The following is a 22,685-nucleotide window of genomic DNA, read 5'->3' as shown; positions in this document are numbered from 1 at the left end:
ATGAACAATGACATTGAAAATAAATATAAAGAGGCCTTATTAAAGGCTGCTAAAAAAATCAAAGAACTAGATTTAGAATTGAAAAAATCAAAAGAGGAAAATGAAATTGCAATAATTGGCTATAATTGTAGATTTCCAGGCGGTGCAAATAACAGCAGTTTATTCTGGGACAAATTATCACAAGGATATGATGCTGTTACTAATATCAAACCTGAAAGATTCCCTGTTGAAGCGTTTTTCAGCGAAGATAGGCAAGATAAGGGAAAAATGTATACGCGTTATGGTTCCTTTATAGATCAAGATATTAAGACATTTGATAATTTGCATTTTGAAATTTCTGCACTAGAGGCAGTATCTGTCGATCCCCAGCAAAAACTTCTATTGGAAGTGAGCTGGGAGGCAATGGAGAATGCTGGTCTGAATATCGAAGAGATGAAGGGCAGTAAAACAGGCGTATTCATAGGAATCGACGCAGTTGACTATGTAAACAGAGAAATGATGTCAGGGGATATAAAAGATATTGGTTTATATTCACTTGTTGGAGCATCCTCTCATTCTGCTGCAGGTAGAATATCTTATTTTTATGATTTTAAAGGACCAGCAGTAAGTTTAAGTACTGCATGTTCATCGTCATTAACGGCGATGAACATGGCAGTAGACAGCCTAAAAAGTGGTCAATGTGATGTAGCCATTGTTGGAGGGATAAATCTGCTGCTAAATCCAGAGCCCTATGTGGGACTATCTCAAAACAGTGGTTTATCACCAGATGGACGTTGTAAAACTTTTGATGCATCCGCTGATGGATTTGGCCGAGGCGAAGGCTGTGGAATTATCATATTAAAAAGATTAAGTGATGCTAAAAGAGATAACAACAGTATAGAGGCATTAGTAAAAGGGATATATGTCGGACAAGATGGTAAATCCAATGGCTTCTTTGCACCAAATGGGCTGGCAGAGCAAAGAGTGATTGCAGAAACGTTGAAAAGGACAGGGCTAGATGTAGATGATATTGATTATATTGAAGCTCATGGGACAGGAACTTCTCTTGGTGACTTTATTGAAGCACAGGCAATTTGTGAGGTATTTAAAAACAGAAAAGCACCCATAAAGGTTGGTTCTGTAAAGTCGAATATTGGTCATCTAGAGGCGGCATCCGGGATGGCAAGTATGATCAAGGTATTACTTTCCTTAAAACATAAACAGCTTTTGCCAAGTATCCATTTTAAAAATCCAAACCCCAATATTGATTGGGATAAAATTCAAGTAGTCGATAAGCTCTCGGAATGGGAAAGTAATGGGAAAAAAAGACGAGCGGGTATTAGTGCGTATGGCATTAGTGGAACATTAGCTCATTTAATACTAGAAGAAGCAGAGCACGAAGAAAATACACCACAAACTGAAAAAAGTAATCTACCTGAAAGTATGCTAACGATTTCAACAAAGAATAAAAATGTGTTAGTAAAAGCAATTTCTCAAATAAGAGATTATCTTAGCGTTTCCACAGAACTACTTAGTGATATTGCCTATTCAACAAATATTACAAGAGATAAACATGAATACAGGTTCGCAATAGTTGGTAACAATAAAGAGCAAATTATTGAAGAAATAGATCATGTGCTCAAAAATGAAGATTCACTGGCATACTACATTGGACAAGCAGAAAGTAAAAAGAAAAAAATTGCATTTTTATTTACAGGACAAGGCTCCATCTACAAAGATGCAGCAAGAGAATTTTATGAAAATTCGCAAGCGTATAGAGAAACCTTCGATCTTTGTGATAATCGATTTAAGGAGCTCCTAGGCATTTCTATCAAAGACACTTTGTTTGGAGCAAACGAAGAACTATTAACAAATGCGCTTTATTCGCAACCAATTATATTCTCGTTGGAATACGCTTTAACGAAAATCTGGGATTCATTCAATATAAAAGCAGATTATGTGATTGGGCATAGTGTTGGCGAGTATGCCGCAGCATGTTATGTCGGCATGCTAAGTTTTGAAGATGCTACGAACATGATTGCGATGCGAAGTAGACTTATGGTTAGTGTGACACCGAATGGCAAAATGGTGGGCGTGTTAGTAGATGAATTGACGATGAAGGAAGCAATATTGGAAAGCGGATGTAAAAATGTATCAATAGCTGCTGTTAATGCACCTAAAAATATTACAGTATCTGGTCTAAGTGAAGAAGTTGATATGGTAATTAATCAATTACATAAAAAGGTCAGAGCTTTTGTTACCGATTTAAATATTCCATATCCTTATCATTCAACTGCAATGGAAGAATATAAAGAAATATATGGGGAAAGTTTAGCGCATGTTGTTTGCAATAAAACGCCAAAATCAATTATTTCAAGTGTAACAGGAAAGCTAGAGGACGTCGGTACATTTGAAAATAAAGGGTATTGGACAGAACATCTTGAAAAAACGGTTCATTTTATGAAAGCGATGCAGGAAGTAGATAAATTAGGCGTTTCCACATTTATTGAAATTGGTGGTAATGCAACTTTATGTGGCTTAGCAGGCCAATGTTTGCAAAATGACAATGCCATTTTTGTTCCATCACTTAGAAAAGGAATAGGCGATTATAAGCAGTTGTTGGAATCTTTGAAATCTTTATATCTTAATGGGATGAAAATTGATTGGAATAGCTTCTATAAAAATTACAATAAAAAGAAAATTATTTTACCTAACTATCCTTTTGAGAGAAAGACCTTGTGGAAAAACAAAGCAACTTCGGTAGCAGATACAAGCTATGTGAATTTGGAACAGTTATTGGAAAAACAAAATGAGCAACTCATGTTACAGAAACAGCTTCTTGAAAATATTTTTAAATAAACAGCAAGAAAGGAGTAAAAAAATGAAGAATCTAGTTCTAGATGAAACAAAAACGATGATCGTAATAGAAGAATTAAAAGAAATTGTTCATATTATATCCGCCATGGAAAAAGAAGAAATAGATGAAAAGAAGAGATTAATTTCCTATGGTCTTGATTCAATCCTTCTCCTAACACTTGCCAAGCAAATCCATGCAAAGTACAAGGTAGAAATTCCTTTAGATGTATTTTTTACAACTTTAAATACGTTACAACTAATTGCAGATTACATTGCAGAAAATGGCATTGTGGAGGCTGAACAACAAGAGGAAACGTATCAAGAAGTAATGGATGTTATTGACGCGCTACCTGAAGAACTTAACAACTCTACAAACGAAGTCACTTATCATAGTATAGGAAAATTAGATATGGATATGATGGTGCAAGTATTTAACAACCAATATGATGTTATGACAAAACAAAATGAGATTTTAAAAGTAATTGCCAGTACAACGAAAGCACAAAATAATGGCCAGAAAACAAAGGGTGTGCAAAAGGAAGCCAGTTCGGCAATAGCCCCGACAAAATCCGATGATTATTACAAGCCTTATAAAAAGCTAGATTTTAACAAAGAAGATGAAGTAGATGAACTTCAATTAAAATACATTAAAAATATAGAACAACGCATTAATATTTTTACTAAAAATTCAAAGGATAGAACCCAACAATATAGAAATATATATGCGAGTAATCGAAACTCTGCGGGCTTTAGACCTTTATATAAAGAAATGCTCTATCAAATTATTGCGGAAGAAGGCCAAGGTTCTAAGATAATAGATATTGATGGCAATACAATGATTGATCTGACGATGGGCTTTGGGGTCTTAATGTTTGGACATAGCCCAGAATTTGTTAGAAAAGCATTGAGAAATGAACTTGAAAAAGGAATGCCTGTTGGTCCAATGGGCAGGCTTACTGGACGAGTAGCCCAAAATATTTCCGAGTTAGCGGGAGTAGACAGAGTATTTTTCTGTAATTCTGGAACAGAAGCAAATATGTTTGCAGTTAGAGTAGCAAGAGCTGTTACAGGTAAAAAGAAAATCGTCTGTTTTACAGGAGCTTTTCATGGAACTTACGATGGTTTTTTAGGAATGCCGAATTATTTAGATGATTCAAATCATACAACTACTTCATTAGTACCGGGAATTACTGATAGTGCAGTGCAAGACGTTGTGATGTTGGATTTTAACTCCGAATCTTCTTTGCAATATATCGAACAACATTGTGATACGATTGCGGCCGTTATAACGGAACCAATCCAAAGCCGAAGACCAGATATTCAACCGAAGGATTTCCTGTTGAAATTAAGACAAGTGACACAAGACAATAACGTTGCCTTAATTTTTGATGAAATTATTACAGGTTTCCGAATTGCTAGTGGTGGAGCACAAGAATACTTTGGTGTGGAAGCTGACATTGTAACGTATGGAAAAGTTATTGGTGGCGGAATGCCAATAGGTGTTTTAGCGGGTAAGAAGAAATATTTAGATAGTATAGATGGTGGCATGTGGAACTTCGGAGACGACTCTGTTCCTCCTAATGAAGACAAAAGAACATTCGTTGCAGGTACTTTCTGTCATCATCCGATGGCGATGGCAGCTACGAATGCAGTGCTCGAATATATAAAGGAAAATAAGCACACTATTTATCAAACATTGAATCTAAAAACTACTGAATTTGTCAACGAATTAAATCAATTCTTTGAACGTGAACACGTAGATATTCGTATCAATCAGCTTGGTTCATTATTTAGATTTACCGTAAATTTAGAAAAAGAAATATTCTACTATGGTTTGTTAGAAAAAGGTATCTATATTTGGGAAGGACGTAATTGTTTCTTATCTACAGAGCATTCCAAAGAAGATATCGAATACGTTATAGAGGCTGTCAAGAAAACTGTATATGAAATGAAAGAAGCCAATTTTTTTAATCAATAAACAAGATTGGACAGAAAATAGATTTATATAAATAGGAGATAAAAATATGTTCTTTTTAGTGTTATGGGGATTAGGAATTGTTACAGCTGTTATCGACTTATATATGAAGGGATTTCCGTCTGACCCTCAATTGATCTGCTCGGTAATTTTACTTCATCAGTTCGTAGTAACATTTGGACTTTTAGGTATTACAGGATTATTAAGTAATATGATTTTTGCAAAACAAAATGCCAAAATGGTCGGTTGGCCAGGTGGGCCGTTCCAGATAAAATACGGGTTTTCACAATTGGGTCTAGGTGTTATGGGCGTTATGTGTATTTGGTTTAGAGATGGGTTCTGGTTAGGAACAATCGTAGCTATGTATATATATGGAATTAGTGGTCTTTGGTCACACTGGAATGTTATGAAAATGAATAAAAAGGCAGACGCGGACAGCATTGCAAATATCATAATGGATATTGCATATCAGACCTTTATAACCGTATTATCTATTGTTATTGGTGGAATATGGGTAATTGGCTAAAAACATAAAAATCCATTTTAGGAGTGCTGTGTAAATGCTGAAAAAAAAGATTGAATTATCAGAGATCCAAAAGGGAATCTATTTTGAATGCCAAACAGGAGAAAAAAATAATTATAATATCTCAGCGGCAATAAAAATAAAGAATGAAATAGATATTGTAAAGTTCGAAAAGGCATTACAAATGTTGGTGAATGAACAAGCAGCACTGCGCAGTCATATTGAATTACTAGATGGCAGTCTGTCCATGGTAATTAATGAAGAAGTAGATGCTGCTGTTCATTATTATGATGTTTCCAAGGAACATCATAATAAGAGAATAGATGAAATAGTTAACGAAGAGGTTGGCTATGAGTTTAATTTATCAAAGGCACCACTTTTTAGAGTGTCCTTAATTAAAGAGGATAATAATGTATTTATTCTAGTACTGAATCTTCATCATATTATTGCTGACGGAGTGTCACTTGATATTTTTATCAAAAAACTATTTACCTATTATTCCAATTCGCTAAATGGTGAAGTAATTGAATTAAAAGAAGACTGCGGATTTTTAAATTTTGTTGAAAGCGAAAATAAAAAACTGGCGAATGGTAGCTATGAAAAACAAAAGGAATATTGGCGAGAAAAAGTAAAAGATGCAAATGCTTTGAACTTTCCAAAGGACTTCTCGAATGCTCATCATAACGGGATAGGGAAAGAGAAGTCTTATCGAATTTCTAAGGATTTAATGAACAGTATAAAGAAAGCATCTCAAAAAGAAGAAGTGACACCGTTTATTTTCTGTTTAGCGGCATTTAGTGCATTGATGGGAAAATGCTGCAATGAAAAGAATGTAGTAGTTTCCAGTCCATTCACAAATAGACCGGGATTCGACTTTGAAGAAACGATAGGATGCTTTATTTATACATTGCCATTAAGTGTAACAATCGACAATCATAAACCATTTAAAGATGTTATTGAGGCAATGTATGAGGAAATGATTGGAGCATATAAAAATATCGGATATCCCAACAATTTAATTGCCCGTGAAACGGAATCTAGTATCTATACAGGGATTCAGTCAATCTTCGATATTACCTTCGTCTATGACAAATATAGTAAACCGACATGGGAAGGCGTAGAATGTGACACATTTGAAATGGACAATACGATGTTCCCTGGAAATATGATGGTAATTCTTGCTGAAATGCCTGATGGTGACATGATTAAGATTCAGTACAAGTCTGATATCTATGCAGAAGAAATGATCGAAATGCTAGGAAGACGTTTTATTAAACTGTTAGAAACTGTAACAGCGCATACGGATGTACTAGTGAAAGATATCGACTTATTTTTGGAAGATGAAAAAGTGCATATTTTGAATACTTTCAATCAGAGTGCATTCTTCGATTATAAACCAATGCACATTATAGATATTTTCCATGAGCGAGTTGGCACGTATAAAGAACATACAGCACTTCTTTTTGATAATGGCAGCATGAGCTATGAAGAAGTCAATAAAAAAGCGAATCAGATAGCAAGAAAAATATTGCAACACAAGAAAAAAGAGAATGAAGTAATTGGCGTACAGTTAAAACGTTCTAAAGAAATGGTTCTTACTATATTAGGAATTTTGAAAGCTGGCTGTGCTTATGTACCAATCGAAAATTATTATCCTGAAAATCGAAAAAATTATATTTTTAACGATGCCGATATCAATATTTTAATTACATCGAAAGACTTGCAATATGATTTTTGTCAGGATAAACAAATTATTTTTGTTGATGATAATGAAACATACAGCGGGGATGATAGCAATCTTGATATTGTATTAAATCCTTTTGACTTGGCCTACATTGAGTATACTTCAGGTTCGACTGGGGAGCCAAAAGGGGTAATGATTGAAAACCATAGTGTAGTCAATACAATTATGGATTTGGAAAGACGTTTCCCTGTTCAAGAAGGCGATGTTTATCTATATAAAACGCCTTTTTCATTCGATATTTCGGGAACGGAACTGTATGGCTGGTTTATGGGAAAAGGTGCTCTGTGTATTTTAGAACATGATGGCGAGAAAAATCCAGAACTTATCTTAGAATTTATAGATCGCTATCATGTAACCCATATAAACTTTGTACCAAACATGCTCAAGGTATTTTTAGAACTGTTGAATGAAAAAAATAATAAAGAAAAGTTACACTCCTTACGATGGATTTTTGTTGGAGGAGAGGCATTAACTGCTGATATAATTGATAAATTTTTTGACATGAAACTAGCTGTAAATCTTGAAAATGTTTATGGTCCGACAGAATGTACAATGTGGGCTTCACACCATTCTATTCAAAAATGCGAGCGTGTTTCGAATGTATCGATTGGACATCCGTTAAATGAAATTAGATGGTATGTTATTGACGAAAATAATCAACTTCAGGTGGTAGGTGTACCTGGTGAGTTATGTTTAAGTGGAGTAGGATTGGCCCGAGGTTATCTCAATAAAGAAGAACTTACAAATGAAAAATTTTGTGAAAATCCATTCTATGATGAAAGAAAAGATCCCGTTTGGTTTAAGAAGATGTATAAAACAGGTGATTTGGCGAGATGGCTTCCTGACGGCAATATCGAATTTATGGGGAGAATGGATCACCAAGTTAAAATTAGCGGATTACGGATTGAACTGGGAGAAATTGAAAATGCAATGGTTCAGTTTGATGGCATTTTAGAAGGTGTAGTAGTTACGAAGCAATCTTCCAACCATTTACCTGTACTATGTGCTTATTATGTTGCTCCACAACAAGTGCCTGTAGCTGAGTTAAGAGCATTTTTAAGTCATTATGTACCAGACTATATGATTCCAGCATTCTTTGTTCATAGGGAGAAAATGCCGATTAATAGTAGTGGGAAAATAGACCGGAAAATACTTATTGCAGATACTACCTATAATCATCACACTACGACAATTAATCAAGTACCAGAATCTGAATTAGAGACAATTATTGCTCGTATTTGGAAAGAGGTATTAGAAATTGATCATGTAGGAATAGAAGATAATTTCTTTGAAATCGGTGGGCATTCCATGGCTGCGATTCTAGTACATAGCAGATTAAAGCAAGTACTTGATATGGAATTTTCTATTACTGTTTTATATCAATTCCCAACGATACGTCTATTATCTGAGCAAATGATGAAAAACGAAAAGGTAGAAATTCAGGACAGAAAGAATTTTTTCAAGAGAAAGAAAAAATCAGTCTATTCTGATATTGCCATTATTGGAATGGCAATTGACGTTCCAGGTGCCGATAATATTAAGGATTTTTGGCATAACTTGAAACATGAAAAAGAGAGTATTCATTTTTATAATGATGAAGAACTTCGCAACCTTGGCATTAGTGAAGAAACGATTCACAACAGGAATTATGTAAAGGCTAAAGGTCGTGTAGATGACATTGAATACTTCGATTCAGAATTTTTCGAATATACACCGAGCGAAGTAAATCTTATGTCGCCGCAGTTAAGGCTTTTGTACAAAGGAACATGGGAGGCCTTGGAGGATGCGGGATATTATCCAGAATCGACAGAAGATAAGATGGGCATCTTCATCGGTGGTTCAGATGATTTCCAATGGTATAACGAAGCATTGGGCAATAATGACAATTACAGTGATATGTATCAAGCATTTACAATGAGTACGAATCATTTTCTTGCAACAAGGTTAGCTTACAAATTTAATATTAAAGGGCCTGTGTTCTCATCACTTACTGGATGCTCAACGACCCTCGTTACGACACATCTAGCATGTCAATCTCTCATGTTAGGAGAATGTGATATAGCTATTGCTGGCGGTGTTACTGTTGAACTTCCAAATGATGGTGGTTATATGTATCAAGATGGGATGATGTTTTCATCTGATGGGCACTGTCGTCCATTTGATGCAGAAGCTAGCGGTACAATATTTTCAAATGGAATGGGAATTGTTGTATTAAAGAGACTAGATGAGGCACTGGAAGCGGGAGATCATATTTATGCAGTTATTAAAGGCTCTGCTATTAATAATGATGGCAGTCAAAAGGCAGGTTTTACTGCGCCAAGTGTAGATGGGCAGGCGGAGGTAATAAGGGAAGCTTATAAACGAGCAGAAATCGATCCCGAAACGGTCGGCTATATTGAAGCACATGGGACAGGTACTATATTAGGCGATCCGATTGAGGTTGAATCGTTAACAAAAGCATTTGCCACAGATAAAAAGAGATACAGTTTATTAGGTTCTGTAAAAGGCAATATCGGCCATACTGATACGGCAGCAGGTGTAACAGGATTGATAAAAGTTGCATTAAGCTTAAAGAATCGATTTATACCTGGGACAGTAAATTATAAAAATCCTAATCCAAAGATTAATTTTGATGAGACACCATTTATTGTACAAAGTAATGGTATGGAATGGAAAAATAACAACAATCTCCCTCTTAGAGCTGGCATTAATTCATTTGGTGTTGGTGGAACGAATGCACATATGGTATTGGAGGAAGCACCAACTGTAAAAAACAGCAGTAAGGAAGAAAAAACAAATCTGTTCCTGTTTTCAGCAAAAACAAAAAATGCATTAATTGAAAATATAAAATCAACGCTAAAGTATGTTGCGTCAGATCAAAGTATAAACCGTTCCGATGCTGCTTGGACATTGATGGCGGGCAGAAAGCATTTCAAATATAGAAAAGCTATTGTAGTGAATGAGCATCTTGGAAAGGATATAAATGTCGATGAATTTATAGAAGATATTCTTGACAGTGAATGTAAAAAAGCTGACGAAGGTAAGCATGTTTACTTTATGTTTTCAGGACAGGGCAGCCAATATCAAGGAATCGGAAGAGAGTTATATTACGCAACAGACAGCTTTATAGGTAAACGTTACCGTCAGTATGTTGATGAAATATTCGGCTATCTCAATGAAGAAGAACAACATGAATTCTTTGATATTATCTATGGCAATGCAGATTCCTCTCTCGTTAATCAGACAAAATATAGTCAATTTGCATTGTTTGTTACGGAATTTTCACTTGCCAAAATACTGATAGATGTAGGGATAATGCCAAAGGCGTTTATCGGACACAGTATTGGTGAAGTAACAGCCGCAGCAGTTGCAGGCGTATGGAGTCTTGCTGATGCCGTAAAAATTGTCAGAGCCCGTGGAGATATTATGCAGAAGCAGAAGTCAGGTGTCATGCTTGCTGTAATGAAAGGTGTAGACGAAGTGAAAGAAATGCTAATTGATGGCGTATCGTTAGCATTAAATAATACTTCGGATCGTTGTGTCGTAGGTGGAACGAAAGAAAAAATAGAGGCATTTGAGAAAATAATGTCAGAAAAAGGCATTGGTGCGACAATACTTAAAACCTCACATGCATTCCATACCTATATGATGCAGGATGCCGCAACGGAGTTCAGCGAATATCTCAAAGCATTTCAATTTAACAATCCATCCATTCCGATTGTTTCAAATGTCACTGGTGAATGGGTGAAGGAAAATGAAATGTGCACGCCAACATATTGGGCAGAACATATTATAAACCCAGTACAATTTGATAAAAACCTAGCATTAATCTTACAAGATGAGCATGCAGCCTTTATCGAGATAGGTGGAGGAAGATCTTTATGTACCTTTGCATTACAGCATAAAGAGAGAAAAGAAGGGCAAATATTCCTAAATATTTTACGGCACGCAATAGAAAAAGAACATGATTTGGAATATGTTTATGCAAAACTTGGACTTGCTTGGAGTGCTGGAATAAAACTAAATTGGCAGAAATTTATGGGCAGTAACGTCCGCAATAGAGTGTCGCTACCAGTCTATCATTTCGAGAAAAAACGATACCCTATTACGATTACAATAGCTCAAGAAGGAAATACATTGAGAAGTAATCCGGAAATACAAAAAGTACTCGAAGCTTCAGAGCAAGTTACGGCAACAATTGAAAGCAAGGATTCTTTAGAGGAATGCATTATTGAATCTTATAAATCCGTACTAGGATTTGAAAATATCACAGAAAATCAGGATTTCTTTGAATTAGGCGGAGATTCATTAAAAGCGGTAAGCCTTTCTAATGTGATAGAGAGTAAAACAGGTATAAAAATAGCTGTTACTGAAATATTTAAACATACGACACCAAAGAAAATGAATGCCTATATCGCTAGTTTGAATGGACATTCTGTAAATAAAAATAAAATAGTCCCATTAAAAAAAGCTGCTTATTATAATACTTCTTCAGCGCAAAAGCGTATGTATAGTTTGCATTTGCTGGATAAAACAAGTACCGCCTATAATCTTCCTTCAGCCACAATAATAGAAGGAAAATTAAGTGAGGAAAAGGTGCGACAAGTTGCTGAAAAACTATTGATGCGACATGAAATATTAAGAACATCCTTTGACATTAAAGATAATAAAGTTGTCCAGCTGATTGAAGACCATGTAGATATGGAATTAACTTTTACAGAACAATTGATAGACAATGATGATCAAATAAAAGATTTAATTGACGACTTCATAAGACCTTTTGATTTATCGAAAGCGCCTTTATGTAGACTGAAATTAGTGACAGTTTCAGATGTAAAATCCATACTACTATTCGATGTACACCATATTATTGCAGACGGAACATCTGTTGAAATTTTAACAAAAGATTTTAATGATTTATATGTTTCTTCGTTGCCACCATTAACTGTGCACTATAAAGATTTTGCAGAATGGCAAAATCAGTATCTAGCATCTGAAAAAATACAAGAATCTAAAAAATATTGGACTGAGATGTTTAAAGATGGGATTCCTGTATTGGAGCTTCCGATTGATAAGGAAAGACCTGCAATCAAAACTTTCGCAGGAAAAAGAATTCATTTTTCTATTGAAAGTGAAATGGCGGAGAGATTGGAAAAGTTTGCACAAAAAAATAGTGCCACGATGTATATGACGTTACTAAGTGCTTGGTATGTATTGCTTCAAAGATATTCTGGACAGGAAGACATCGTGATTGGTTCACCAGTAGCAGGACGTACAACAGATGAAGTCAAGGATATCATGGGTATGTTTGTTAATATGCTTGCGATAAGAAACAAGCCAATGGCAAAGAAAAAGTTTATCGATTTCTTCCATGAAGTGAAAGAAAATACCATTCAAGCATTAAAAAATCAAGAATATCAATTCGATGATTTGATTGAGCAACTGGATATTAAGCGGACACTAAACCGCAACGCACTGTTTGATGTTTGTTTTGATTTCCAAAACATGGAGACTCACGATTTGAATATTGATGGCATAAAAATTAGTCCATTCCAATTTGATACGCAAACTTCTGCTTATGATTTAGTTCTAACATGTCAACAACAGAGCAAGAATAAAGAAATTGACTGTTTTATTGACTTTTCAACTGATTTATTTAACGAGGATACGATGGAGAGAATGCAAAGTAATTACAAGACAATTCTTGAAAGTATCTTAAAGGATAGCGAAACGCTAATTGGCAAAATGAATGTAGTTTCTTCTATAGATAAAGACAACATCTTAAGACAATTAGAAGAGACCAAGCTTGATCTAGCAGAACAAGTAACACTTCACAAAATGTTTGAAAGAAATGTCGATAAACATCCAGATAAAACAGCATTGATTACTTCAGATGGTACAGTCTGGACATACCGAGAATTGAATAAAAAAGCCAATATAATTGCCCACAAGTTACTATCCTTACATGTCGCACACGAAGATTTAGTTGGACTTATGACAACAAGGAATGAAAATATGTTAGCTGGTATGCTTGGCATTTTAAAAGCAGGGGCTGCCTATGTTCCGATTGATCATAATTATCCAAAAGAGCGAATTGACCATATGATGCAATTAAGCAAACCAAAGGCATTGTTAGTAGATAGAGATCATGTCGGAACAGTCGATTATAACGGGGTCTCTATAGACTGTAGGGCATTAGAAGCAAACGAACAAAATATTAAAAATCCTGAAGTTACCTGCACCGTAAATTCACTAGCCTATACGATATTTACTTCTGGATCAACAGGAAAACCAAAAGGCGTTATGGTCAATCATGCCTCTGTCATTAATTTTATATACGATATTGTCAATAGAAGGATTTTTAGAAATGAAGAGGATAGAGTCATTTGCTTAACGACATTATCATTTGACATTTTTGCATTTGAATCCATTGTACCAATGTGCACAGGTCATTCTATATATATGGCAGATGAAATCGAACAGCTAGATTCAACTTTAGCTGCACAAAAAATTATAAAATATGGGGTTACGCATATTTTAAGTACGGTATCAAGAATTAAAACATTTGTCGATAATCCTGCGTTTGCACCGGCATTATCACAGTTGACATGTATTTTAAGTGGTGGAGAGAATTTCCCAATTCAACTACTTCAAGATATAAGGTCAAAATCTCTAGCAAGTATCTATAACATGTATGGACCATCTGAAACTACTATATGGTCAACTACAAAAGATCTTACACATTCAGATTATATAAGTATCGGTAAGCCAATTGCCAATACACAAATTTTTATTTTGAATGAAGAACAACAGTTACAACCGTATGGTGTTTATGGAGAAATATGTATTGCAGGAGAAGGCCTTGCAAGGGGCTATTACAACGATAAACTAGAAACAGATAAAAAATTCACTTTAGTAGAAGATTTACCTGGTATTAAAGTTTACAAAACGGGTGATAGAGGGAGAATGCATGCTAATGGTGAAATCGAAATTTCTGGTAGATTAGATAATCAGATTAAAATCAGAGGGTATCGAATTGAGCTTGGTGAAATTGAAAAAGCTGCTTTAGAACATTCAAATGTCAACATAGTTGTAGTAAAGGCAAATGAAGATGCAGATTATAACAAAAATTTGACATTATATTATTGCCTAAAGGATGATGCGCCTAGTGCAGCAAGAAAAGATTCACTATGGCTAAAGAACTGGTTACAGTCAAAATTGCCAAATTATATGGTACCTACTGAATATATGCAATTAGATAACATGCCTGTTCTTCCAAATGGAAAGATTAACAAAAATGCATTAGCAACCTTAGAGGAAAAGAAAGTACTTGAGGTTAATATGCCACCAAAATCAGTACTTGAAAGTGAAATACTGAAAATTTGGAAAGAGATTTTACAAAAAGACCATATTGGTGTCTATGATAACTTCTTTGATGTAGGAGGGACTTCATTAACATTAATGATGGTCAATAACAAGATTAATAGTGAGTTAGGGCTAACGATTCCAGTAATGAAGCTTTTTGAATATCCGACCATAGATGGTTTAGTTCAAGAATTATCACAGGAAAGTGGTAAGAATGGTAGCCAAAACGAGACGACTGCCGAGGAACCATCATTTGATCAAGATTATTTTGATGACGACGGATTTGATGAAGCCTTCGAGGATTCAACTGAAGCTGTGAATACCGAGGGAATTCGTAATGATGATGTAGCTGTAATCGGTATGGCATGTCGATTCCCAGACGCAGAAAACATTCATTCATTCTGGCAGAATATTGTCAATGGCAAGGAGAGTATTCATTTCTTTAATGATGACGATCTTTTACAAAGTGGCATTCCTAAAGAAGTATTTGAGAAAGAGAATTATGTAAGGGCAAAAGGCTTCTTAAAGGATGTAGAATATTTTGACGCAAAACTATTTGACTATTCGGATAAAGAAGCGAGCATGATGGACCCTCAAATACGTTTATTGCATCAATGTACGTATGAACTATTGGAAAATGCGGGATACAATTCATTCGACTATGACGGAAAAATTGCTATGTACGCTGGAAGTGGTTCCAATCTGTTATGGATGTCAAAGTTTGGGAACAACCAGAATGATATCATCGATGCATTCGAAGCAATCACATACAATGAGAAGGATTTTCTGACAACTAGAATTGCCTACAAGTTGAATTTAAAAGGTCCTAATATGAACATTCAGACGGCATGTTCTACGTCTCTTGTTGCAATCCATCAAGCAGCACAGATTGTTATAAATGGAGAGGCGGATATGGCAATCGCAGGTGGAGTAAGTATTTCCTATCCTCGAAAAGAAGGCTATCTATGGCATGAAGGTATGATCTTTTCAAAAGATGGCCATTGTCGACCTTTCTCTGATGATTCATCAGGTACGGTTTCTGGGAACGGATGCGGCGTCGTATTGTTAAAACCTTTGAAAAAAGCTTTAAATGACAACGATCATATATATGCAGTCATTAAAGGCTCTGCAGTTAACAATGATGGTATTGACAAGATTGGCTATACGGCACCAAGTATTAAAGGCCAAACAGATGTTATTAAATCTGCCTTAGGCAACGCTGGTATTAAACCAGAGGAGATTAGTTTTGTAGAAGCACATGGCACGGGAACTTCTTTAGGAGATCCAATTGAAATAGAAGCTTTAAAACAGGCGTGGGGAACGAATAAAAAAAATTACTGTGCCATTGGAGCGGTAAAAGCAAACATCGGTCATCTTGATGCAGCAGCAGGAGTGGCAGGATTTATAAAAACAGTTTTAGTGCTTGATAAAAAAGTAGTACCACCATTGATTAATTTTAATCAGCCTAATGAAAAACTAGATCTAAACAACAGTCCATTTTATTTCAATACTGAGGCGAAGAAGCTAGAAACAACTCATGGGAAACTAAAAGCAGCAGTCAGCTCTTTTGGCATCGGTGGAACGAATGCACATATTGTTTTAGAAGAAGCGCCAAAGTAAGGAGGTATGGAACAACATGCAAAGAGACAATATTTCATACATTTTACCTTTCTCTGCAAAGAGTTGGGAGGCTTTGAATAATACCTCTGCGCAAGTGATGAGTTATTTAAAGGAACTCCATCATATTGATTTAGCAGATGCCTCCTGGACCCTTCAAAAAGGGAGAAGAGCATTAGAACATAGAAAAGTGTTTGTTACGAGCAGAAAAGACATGGAAAGTAGTACTTTCCATGTCTGCAGTAACAATGGGAAAAGGAAACGAAACCTTGTATTGATATTACCTGGTGTACAAGATGTTAATATTTTATGGAGAAAAAGCGGGACGGTAGAAGGTCTCTATCCCCTATTAAAAGGTTATGAACGTACAGTAGAGCAGCTATTAAAAATGTTACCACAGCAAACTGCAGAAAAAGTAAGAAACATTGAAAATGATGATAATGAGGTCAAGTGTTATAGAGCATTGCTAGGTGGATATGCATGTGTCCAGATGCTAAGGGAGCTTGGCGTTCAACCATCCGCATTAGTTGGGGAAGGGATTGCTGAACTTGTATCTATGGTTTGCGCAGGTGCAGTGACCTTGAGGGATGCAATTAGCATAATTCAAACATATGGACAACTTGCTACGTATGAAGCCATTTATGAAAAATATGATTTAAGAAAAAAACAAATTCCGTTAATAAAAAAGCCTGGTATAAAAGCTAAACAACATATTGAAGATGCACTTGTCATAAAACTTGGCAGTAGTGATTTAGAAAATTCGATTACAAAACGATGTATGACAAATGTTGAAGCTGAAAATGTCTTGAATCTGATAGAAAATTCGAGTGATAGCTTTATCAATAATGTTTACCGCCTTATCGGGGACCTATGGTGTAGAGGGCTGAAAATTGATTGGGATATAATCAGTGCTGCTACTACTTCTTCGTTAAAAAGAGTTGCACTACCAACATATGTCTTCGATAAAAAAGAATATGATAGTGACGTAGTGAATTCCATAAATCCTTTACCAAGTAATAATTCAATACATTCTACTATAGAAAAAGTTGAAATGGAGCAACTCGACCCTGCTGTTGTATTAAGGAAGCTTTGGGAAGAAGTAATTGGTGTAACAGATATTCAGAAAACGAGTGATTTCTTTGAAATGGGTGGAGATTCACTGAATGCAATTATGCTTTCTTCGAAAATCAAGGAAACATTAAAAATTGAGTTTCCAGTGTCTGACGTATTTATTCATTCAACATTTGGCAAAATGGAACAATATATAGATGCGCATTTAGATCAAAAATCAGTAGATGTAATTGAAAAGCTGGGCGTTCAGAAATATTATGAAGCATCCTCTGCACAAAAGAGAATGTACATAATGAACGAATTGGTGGAGGATGCAATCCCGTATAATTTTGCAGCCGTCTATCATGTCAAAGGAAGATTAGAGCATACTAAAATCCAACAATGCTTTTCTAAAGTGGTCGAAAGACATGAGGCATTCAAAACTCGGTTCGACATGGTCGATGGTGAAATAGTTCAAATTATTGAAGACAATGTCGATTTCAAAGTAAAGTTTCAAACGTCTGAAAAAGAGCGGTTAGAAGAAGCAATAACAGCAAATTTAAAGCCATTTAACCTTGAAAAAGCACCATTATTGCGCGTAACTTTTATTAGCTTAAATGAGGAAGAACATGTCATGGTTCTGGATATGCATCATATTATTTCGGACCAGAGTTCTTTAGATATCCTGCTAAAAGAAATCGGCTGTATGTATCAGGGTGAGGAGCTTCCAGATTTAGAGATTCAATATAAAGATTTTGCTAAATGGCAAAACGATTTTTACAACAGCGGAAAAGTGCAAAAGCAACTGGACTATTGGAAAAATGAATTTAAAGAAGGTGTTCCAGTACTAGATTTGTATACCGATTATGACAGACCAGAGTTTATAAGCTATGAAGGCGGTAAAATTCACTATTCTTTTGAACATGATATAAATCAAGGAATTCTTGCTTTCACTAAGAAGCATGGAATCACACCATACATGTTTATTATGGCAGCCCTTAATATCATGCTCTGGAAATATACAAACCAAAAAGATATTGTCATTGGTACAGTTATTTCAGGCAGAAACCATGCAAAATTAGAATCGATTGTAGGTATGTTTGTTAATACTTTGGCTATTAAAAGTGAGCTCGATGAAGATATACCACTAGAAGAATTTCTTCAGTATACAAAAAATAAGCTAGTCAAATCTTATGATAATCAAGATTGTCAGTTTGAATTGCTAGTGGAGGAACTTGGTATACCAAAGAGTGTATCTAGAAATCCGTTATTTGATATTTTGTTTAATTATATAAATATTGGTACGGATGAGGTCAATATTGAAGGACTTTCCTTAACACCATATGAAAATAACGAAATTAATGTGAAATTTGATATTAGTTTTACATTAGAAGAAAAGAATCAGCAATTTTATATGGATATTGACTATTCAAAAGCATTGTATAAAGAAGATACGATTCGTGTCATGGGCGAGCGACTTATTTATATCATTTCGCAAATGCTTAAGGATGTAAACGTAAAGCTTAAAGATATTGATATGATGACTGTGGAAGAGCGGAACTGGCTTATTGAAACAGTAAATCAAACGACTACGGATTATCCAACACATAAAACAGTGTTAACTATTTTTGAAGACTATGCTAGAGATACGCCAAATGCTATTGCTATTGAATGGTTGGAAGATAAAATTTCTTACAAACAGTTAAATAATATGGCAAATCAGTTAGCTGAAAAACTTAAAGATAGAAATGTTGGATACCAAGATAAGGTGGCCATACTTTTAGACCGCGGTTATATGCAAATTGTCAGTATGTTGGGCATTATGAAACTTGGCGCTGTCTATGTGCCGATTGATCCTAAATTTCCTCAAGAGAGAATTGATTATATTCTAGAGGATTGTCACAGCAAAGTAATCGTTACAGATTATTCTTTGGAAGAAAAAATAAGTGTAAATATTGAAAAATTCCTAATCGATAAAGATGAAAATACACTCAATCGAGAACAAGATATGGGCATAGAATCCACCTATACATCGCAATATTTCAATAGTGATGATCTGATTTATGTTATCTATACGTCCGGTTCTACAGGAAAACCGAAAGGAACATTAATTAAGCATAAAAATGTCGTGCGTGTCGTGAAGAATACGAACTATATCGATATTAACGAAAATGACCGAATTATGCAGATATCTAATTATGTATTTGACTGTTCTGTATTTGATATTTATGGCGCTTTACTGAATGGTGCCAATCTTGTCATTATTCCAAGAGAGACCTCCCTTGATATTCCTTTGCTAGCGGAATTTATAGAGAAGAAAGAAATTAGTGTTTTTTGTATTTCAACCGCTTTATTCCATATGTTAGTTGACGGAAAGGTCGAATTTTTGAAGAATGTACGTAAAATCATTGTAGCGGGAGAGCAGATTTCGCTCACACATGCGCAACAAACAGTAAATCAAATTGGCAAGGGGAAGCTTATTAATGCCTATGGTCCAAGCGAATCGGCAGTATTTGCAACATATTACCCGATAGATGATATAGAGGATGTTTCCATTATTCCTATTGGTATTCCAATATCGAATACAACAGTTTATGTTGTGGACGAAAAGAAACAGTTGGTACCGATGAACGTTGCAGGTGAATTATGTTTAGGTGGAGATGGGGTAGGAGTAGGGTATCTAAATAGAGAAGACCTTACAAATGAAAAATTTATTACCCTTGATGCAGTAGGCGGTAAAAGAGTGTACTGTACTGGTGATAAAGTGATGTGGAACAGCAGAGGCCAACTTGTATTTTTAGGTCGCAAAGATTTTCAGATAAAACTAAGAGGATTCAGAGTCGAGCTTGGTGAAGTTGAGCGACATATAAAAAATATCGATGGAATAAAAAATGTCATTGTTACTGCCGAAAGGGATCATCTAGACACGCTATATATGACGGCTTACTATACGGTGAATGAAAATCATCATATAGAAAAATATGATGGAGAGTATGTGCGCAATCATTTAAATAATAGATTACCTGAATATATGATTCCATCTAAATTTGTGGTCTTAAAAGAATTTCCTCTCAACTTTAGCGGAAAAGTTGATCGAAAAGCGCTTGTAAACGCAGAACCATATTCTCAAAAAGTGATGGTGCAGGATGAGCCAAGAACAACTTTAGAAAAAACGATTCTGAAAACAATGCAGATGATACTGGATGTTAAGGAATTTGGATTGAAAGACAACTTCTTTCATTTCGGTGGTCAATCAATTAAAGCCATTGCTTTAGTGAAGGCATTGTCTAACAAAGGTGTGGACCTCAAAATTAATGAAATTTTCCAGTACCAGACAGCAGAAAAAATTGCTGCATCCATAGAACCGCTTGCGGAAGTATCGCCGCCTATGATTGATAAAATAAGGACAAGCAAAGATATAGAATTAAATGCGAAACAAATTACTAGTCTCGTAAAGAATGTTATTGCACGTATTGAAGGTCTCTCTGACATTATTACTGCATCTGATACGAGAATGGCGTTTTCTCTTTCCCCAATTCAGAAAGGTCATATGTCAAAGGGGTCGAACTATAGTGGATTTATAAGCCATTTCGATGGAAAAATTTCGAAAAATAGAATAAAGAATACTATTGCAGACGTAATAAGTAACAATCAGTTGCTGCGTTGTTCATTGGTAGAAACCGATGGCGAAAAGAAATGGTGTGAACATGAAGTACTCAAATTAGAAACCATTATGAGTAATTATCTTACATATGTAGATATATCTATGTATACCGAGAGTGTAAAAACAACTATCATCAATAAGCTTAGTGAAGAAATACTTTTAAGAACCTACTCAAATAATGAACTACTATGGCGAATGTGTGTACTAAAAGAAAGTGATACGAGACATCTCATTATCTGGGGTGCCGATCATTTGATATTCGATGGTATGAGTGCCGAGATTATCAAAACTCAGATTGAACAGGGGTTAAAAGGTACAACGAGCATGGAAAATACTATTCGAAGTTTTAAAGAGTATGTTGATGTGCTAAACGAAGGGCCATTAGGGATTAGTGAGAAGGAGCTAATTGAAAAATTTAATTTGGTGAAGTGGAGTGAAAATAACCGTAAGGTAATGGCACAACCAAAGCGTAATACAGCCTTGCGAAATAATATAGAAATTATCATTCCTTTATCAGATAAAAAGCATTTAGATATTTGGTGGTATGCATTCGATTTTGTATCTGATATTTTAAGAGATTACACAAATACAGAAGTCATTCCCTTTGCAGTGCTGGAGTATGCAAGAAGTTATCAGGGGAAGGATTTTTATAATAGCGTAGGCGAGTTTTTAGATATTGTACCGATTATTAGTGAAAAAGGAAATAGAACATCGGTTGAAACGGCCATTCAACTTTGTAAAGATCATTCCATCAATTATCTCGCATTACTTGGGGAAGAACGATTTAGTAAGGACTATCCAAAATTAAATCAACTCCTTAGAAAATACTATTTCAATGATAAACAGTACTGTAATTTCATCCTCTATAATTTCCAAGGATTTGTTAAAGCGGAGGAGAAACAAGCATTTAGTCATAACAATACTGAAAACAGCCTTGCCCGTATGTCTGTAACATTAAATTATGATAGTGACCACCTTTACATTGAAATTGAAGATGTTATTGGAATTGATGAGAAAAAATTTAGAACTATTGTAGAAAAAAGAAGCGAACAAGGGAGGGTATCACAATGAAAAATAAATATTTAACGATTTATTTAATTATTACATTTGGCTTATGTTGGGGGCTTGCATCAGCATCTATGATTTTTAATGATTTTTTTACAAAACTTTTTGGTGAAACGTCCTTTACGAACCCGATTGTTATGATCGCTTTGTATTCGCCATCCATTGCAGGTTTATTTGTTTATTGGTTAATGGGCGGCTTTGAAGCGATCAAAAATCTATTTTCTAAATTTATTCCTAGAAAAAAAGATTTGATATGGTTTCCAATCATTATCGGTTTGTTTCTTCTTTATGTAGGTAGTATTCATTATGGTTCCATTGCTGTTGGTTTTGAAGTACCAGAGATGACATTAACTTTTAAGCAAATGGTCATAGAAGTAGTTAAAAATCTGTTTGAAGAAGCAGGAATTCTTGGTGGAGTACTTGGCTGGATCGGGTTTTTAATGCCGTATCTTCAGAAAAAATATAACAGTAATATAAAAGCGGGTGTAATAACAGGTCTTATATTCGGCATCTATGTATTACCGGGTTATGTAATTACATCATTTGAATTGGCAGCTATCTTCCCATTGTACGTTATTCAATTAATGTTATTCCTTATATTTATTAGTTATATGTTTAATGCGACAAACGGAAATCTACTATTTTACGTTTTATTATTCTGGCTCATTTCATCAGGTGCGAGACTGGAGTTATATTACTTTAATGCACAAGTTCAATTATTACAGATTGCATTTTTCGCAATTTCTGTTGTTATTATGCATTTCCTTACGAAGAAGAGAAATATTGAACAAAAGCTTCAAGTATTACCCGAGTATGTTGGGATTGGAGCATAATTTTTAGTTGAAAA

6 protein-coding genes and 1 pseudogene are annotated in these 22,685 nt (G+C 35.1%); all 7 read left to right on the top strand.

Going from position 1 to position 22,685, the window contains the following annotated elements; translation table 11 throughout:
- The 7 genes and pseudogenes from FC748_RS11360 (at position 1) to FC748_RS22200 (ending at position 22,671) form a co-directional block, all read left to right on the top strand.
- Positions 1-2,838 (top strand): type I polyketide synthase, encoded by a 2,838-nt coding sequence (locus FC748_RS11360; protein WP_108029587.1) that lies wholly within the window; start codon positions 1-3, stop codon positions 2,836-2,838.
- Positions 2,839-2,860: 22 nt separating this feature from the next.
- On the top strand, positions 2,861-4,813 hold the full coding sequence (locus tag FC748_RS11355) for an aminotransferase class III-fold pyridoxal phosphate-dependent enzyme (RefSeq protein ID WP_167492673.1): 1,953 nt from the start codon (positions 2,861-2,863) through the stop codon (positions 4,811-4,813).
- Positions 4,814-4,859: 46 nt separating this feature from the next.
- The gene (locus FC748_RS11350) at positions 4,860-5,336 is read left to right on the top strand and encodes a DUF6790 family protein (RefSeq protein ID WP_024361545.1); all 477 of its coding nucleotides are present in this window, start codon (positions 4,860-4,862) and stop codon (positions 5,334-5,336) included.
- Positions 5,337-5,370: 34 nt separating this feature from the next.
- Positions 5,371-16,062, top strand: coding sequence for a hybrid non-ribosomal peptide synthetase/type I polyketide synthase (locus tag FC748_RS11345; protein ID WP_108029589.1), 10,692 nt, complete (start codon positions 5,371-5,373; stop codon positions 16,060-16,062).
- A 16-nt stretch (positions 16,063-16,078) separates the two neighbouring features.
- Positions 16,079-16,258, top strand: a pseudogene (locus FC748_RS22565) (CurL C-terminal domain-containing protein); the annotation flags it as partial.
- Between the two features lie 189 nt (positions 16,259-16,447).
- A complete protein-coding gene (locus tag FC748_RS11340; protein WP_167492672.1) occupies positions 16,448-21,844 on the top strand; it encodes a non-ribosomal peptide synthetase in 5,397 nt (1,798 codons plus the stop codon).
- Positions 21,841-22,671: a hypothetical protein gene (locus FC748_RS22200; protein WP_176723145.1), complete on the top strand. Its 831-nt coding sequence runs from the start codon at positions 21,841-21,843 to the stop codon at positions 22,669-22,671. Before FC748_RS11340 ends, FC748_RS22200 begins: the two co-directional genes overlap by 4 nt.
- Positions 22,672-22,685: the final 14 nt, after the last annotated feature.

This window comes from Lysinibacillus sphaericus, from assembly GCF_005217585.1.
In the GTDB taxonomy this organism is placed as follows: domain Bacteria; phylum Bacillota; class Bacilli; order Bacillales_A; family Planococcaceae; genus Lysinibacillus; species Lysinibacillus sphaericus.
Note: the sequence above shows the minus strand (reverse complement) of the source record. Positions and strands in the feature narration are given on the sequence as shown.

Bases quoted from the DNA above. Each gene is read 5' to 3' on its own strand.
- FC748_RS11360 (WP_108029587.1), top strand. From the start codon at position 1: ATGAACAATGACATTGAAAATAAATATAAAGAGGCCTTATTAAAGGCT.
- FC748_RS11355 (WP_167492673.1), top strand. From the start codon at position 2,861: ATGAAGAATCTAGTTCTAGATGAAACAAAAACGATGATCGTAATAGAA.
- FC748_RS11350 (WP_024361545.1), top strand. From the start codon at position 4,860: ATGTTCTTTTTAGTGTTATGGGGATTAGGAATTGTTACAGCTGTTATC.
- FC748_RS11345 (WP_108029589.1), top strand. From the start codon at position 5,371: ATGCTGAAAAAAAAGATTGAATTATCAGAGATCCAAAAGGGAATCTAT.
- FC748_RS11340 (WP_167492672.1), top strand. From the start codon at position 16,448: ATGTTACCACAGCAAACTGCAGAAAAAGTAAGAAACATTGAAAATGAT.
- FC748_RS22200 (WP_176723145.1), top strand. From the start codon at position 21,841: ATGAAAAATAAATATTTAACGATTTATTTAATTATTACATTTGGCTTA.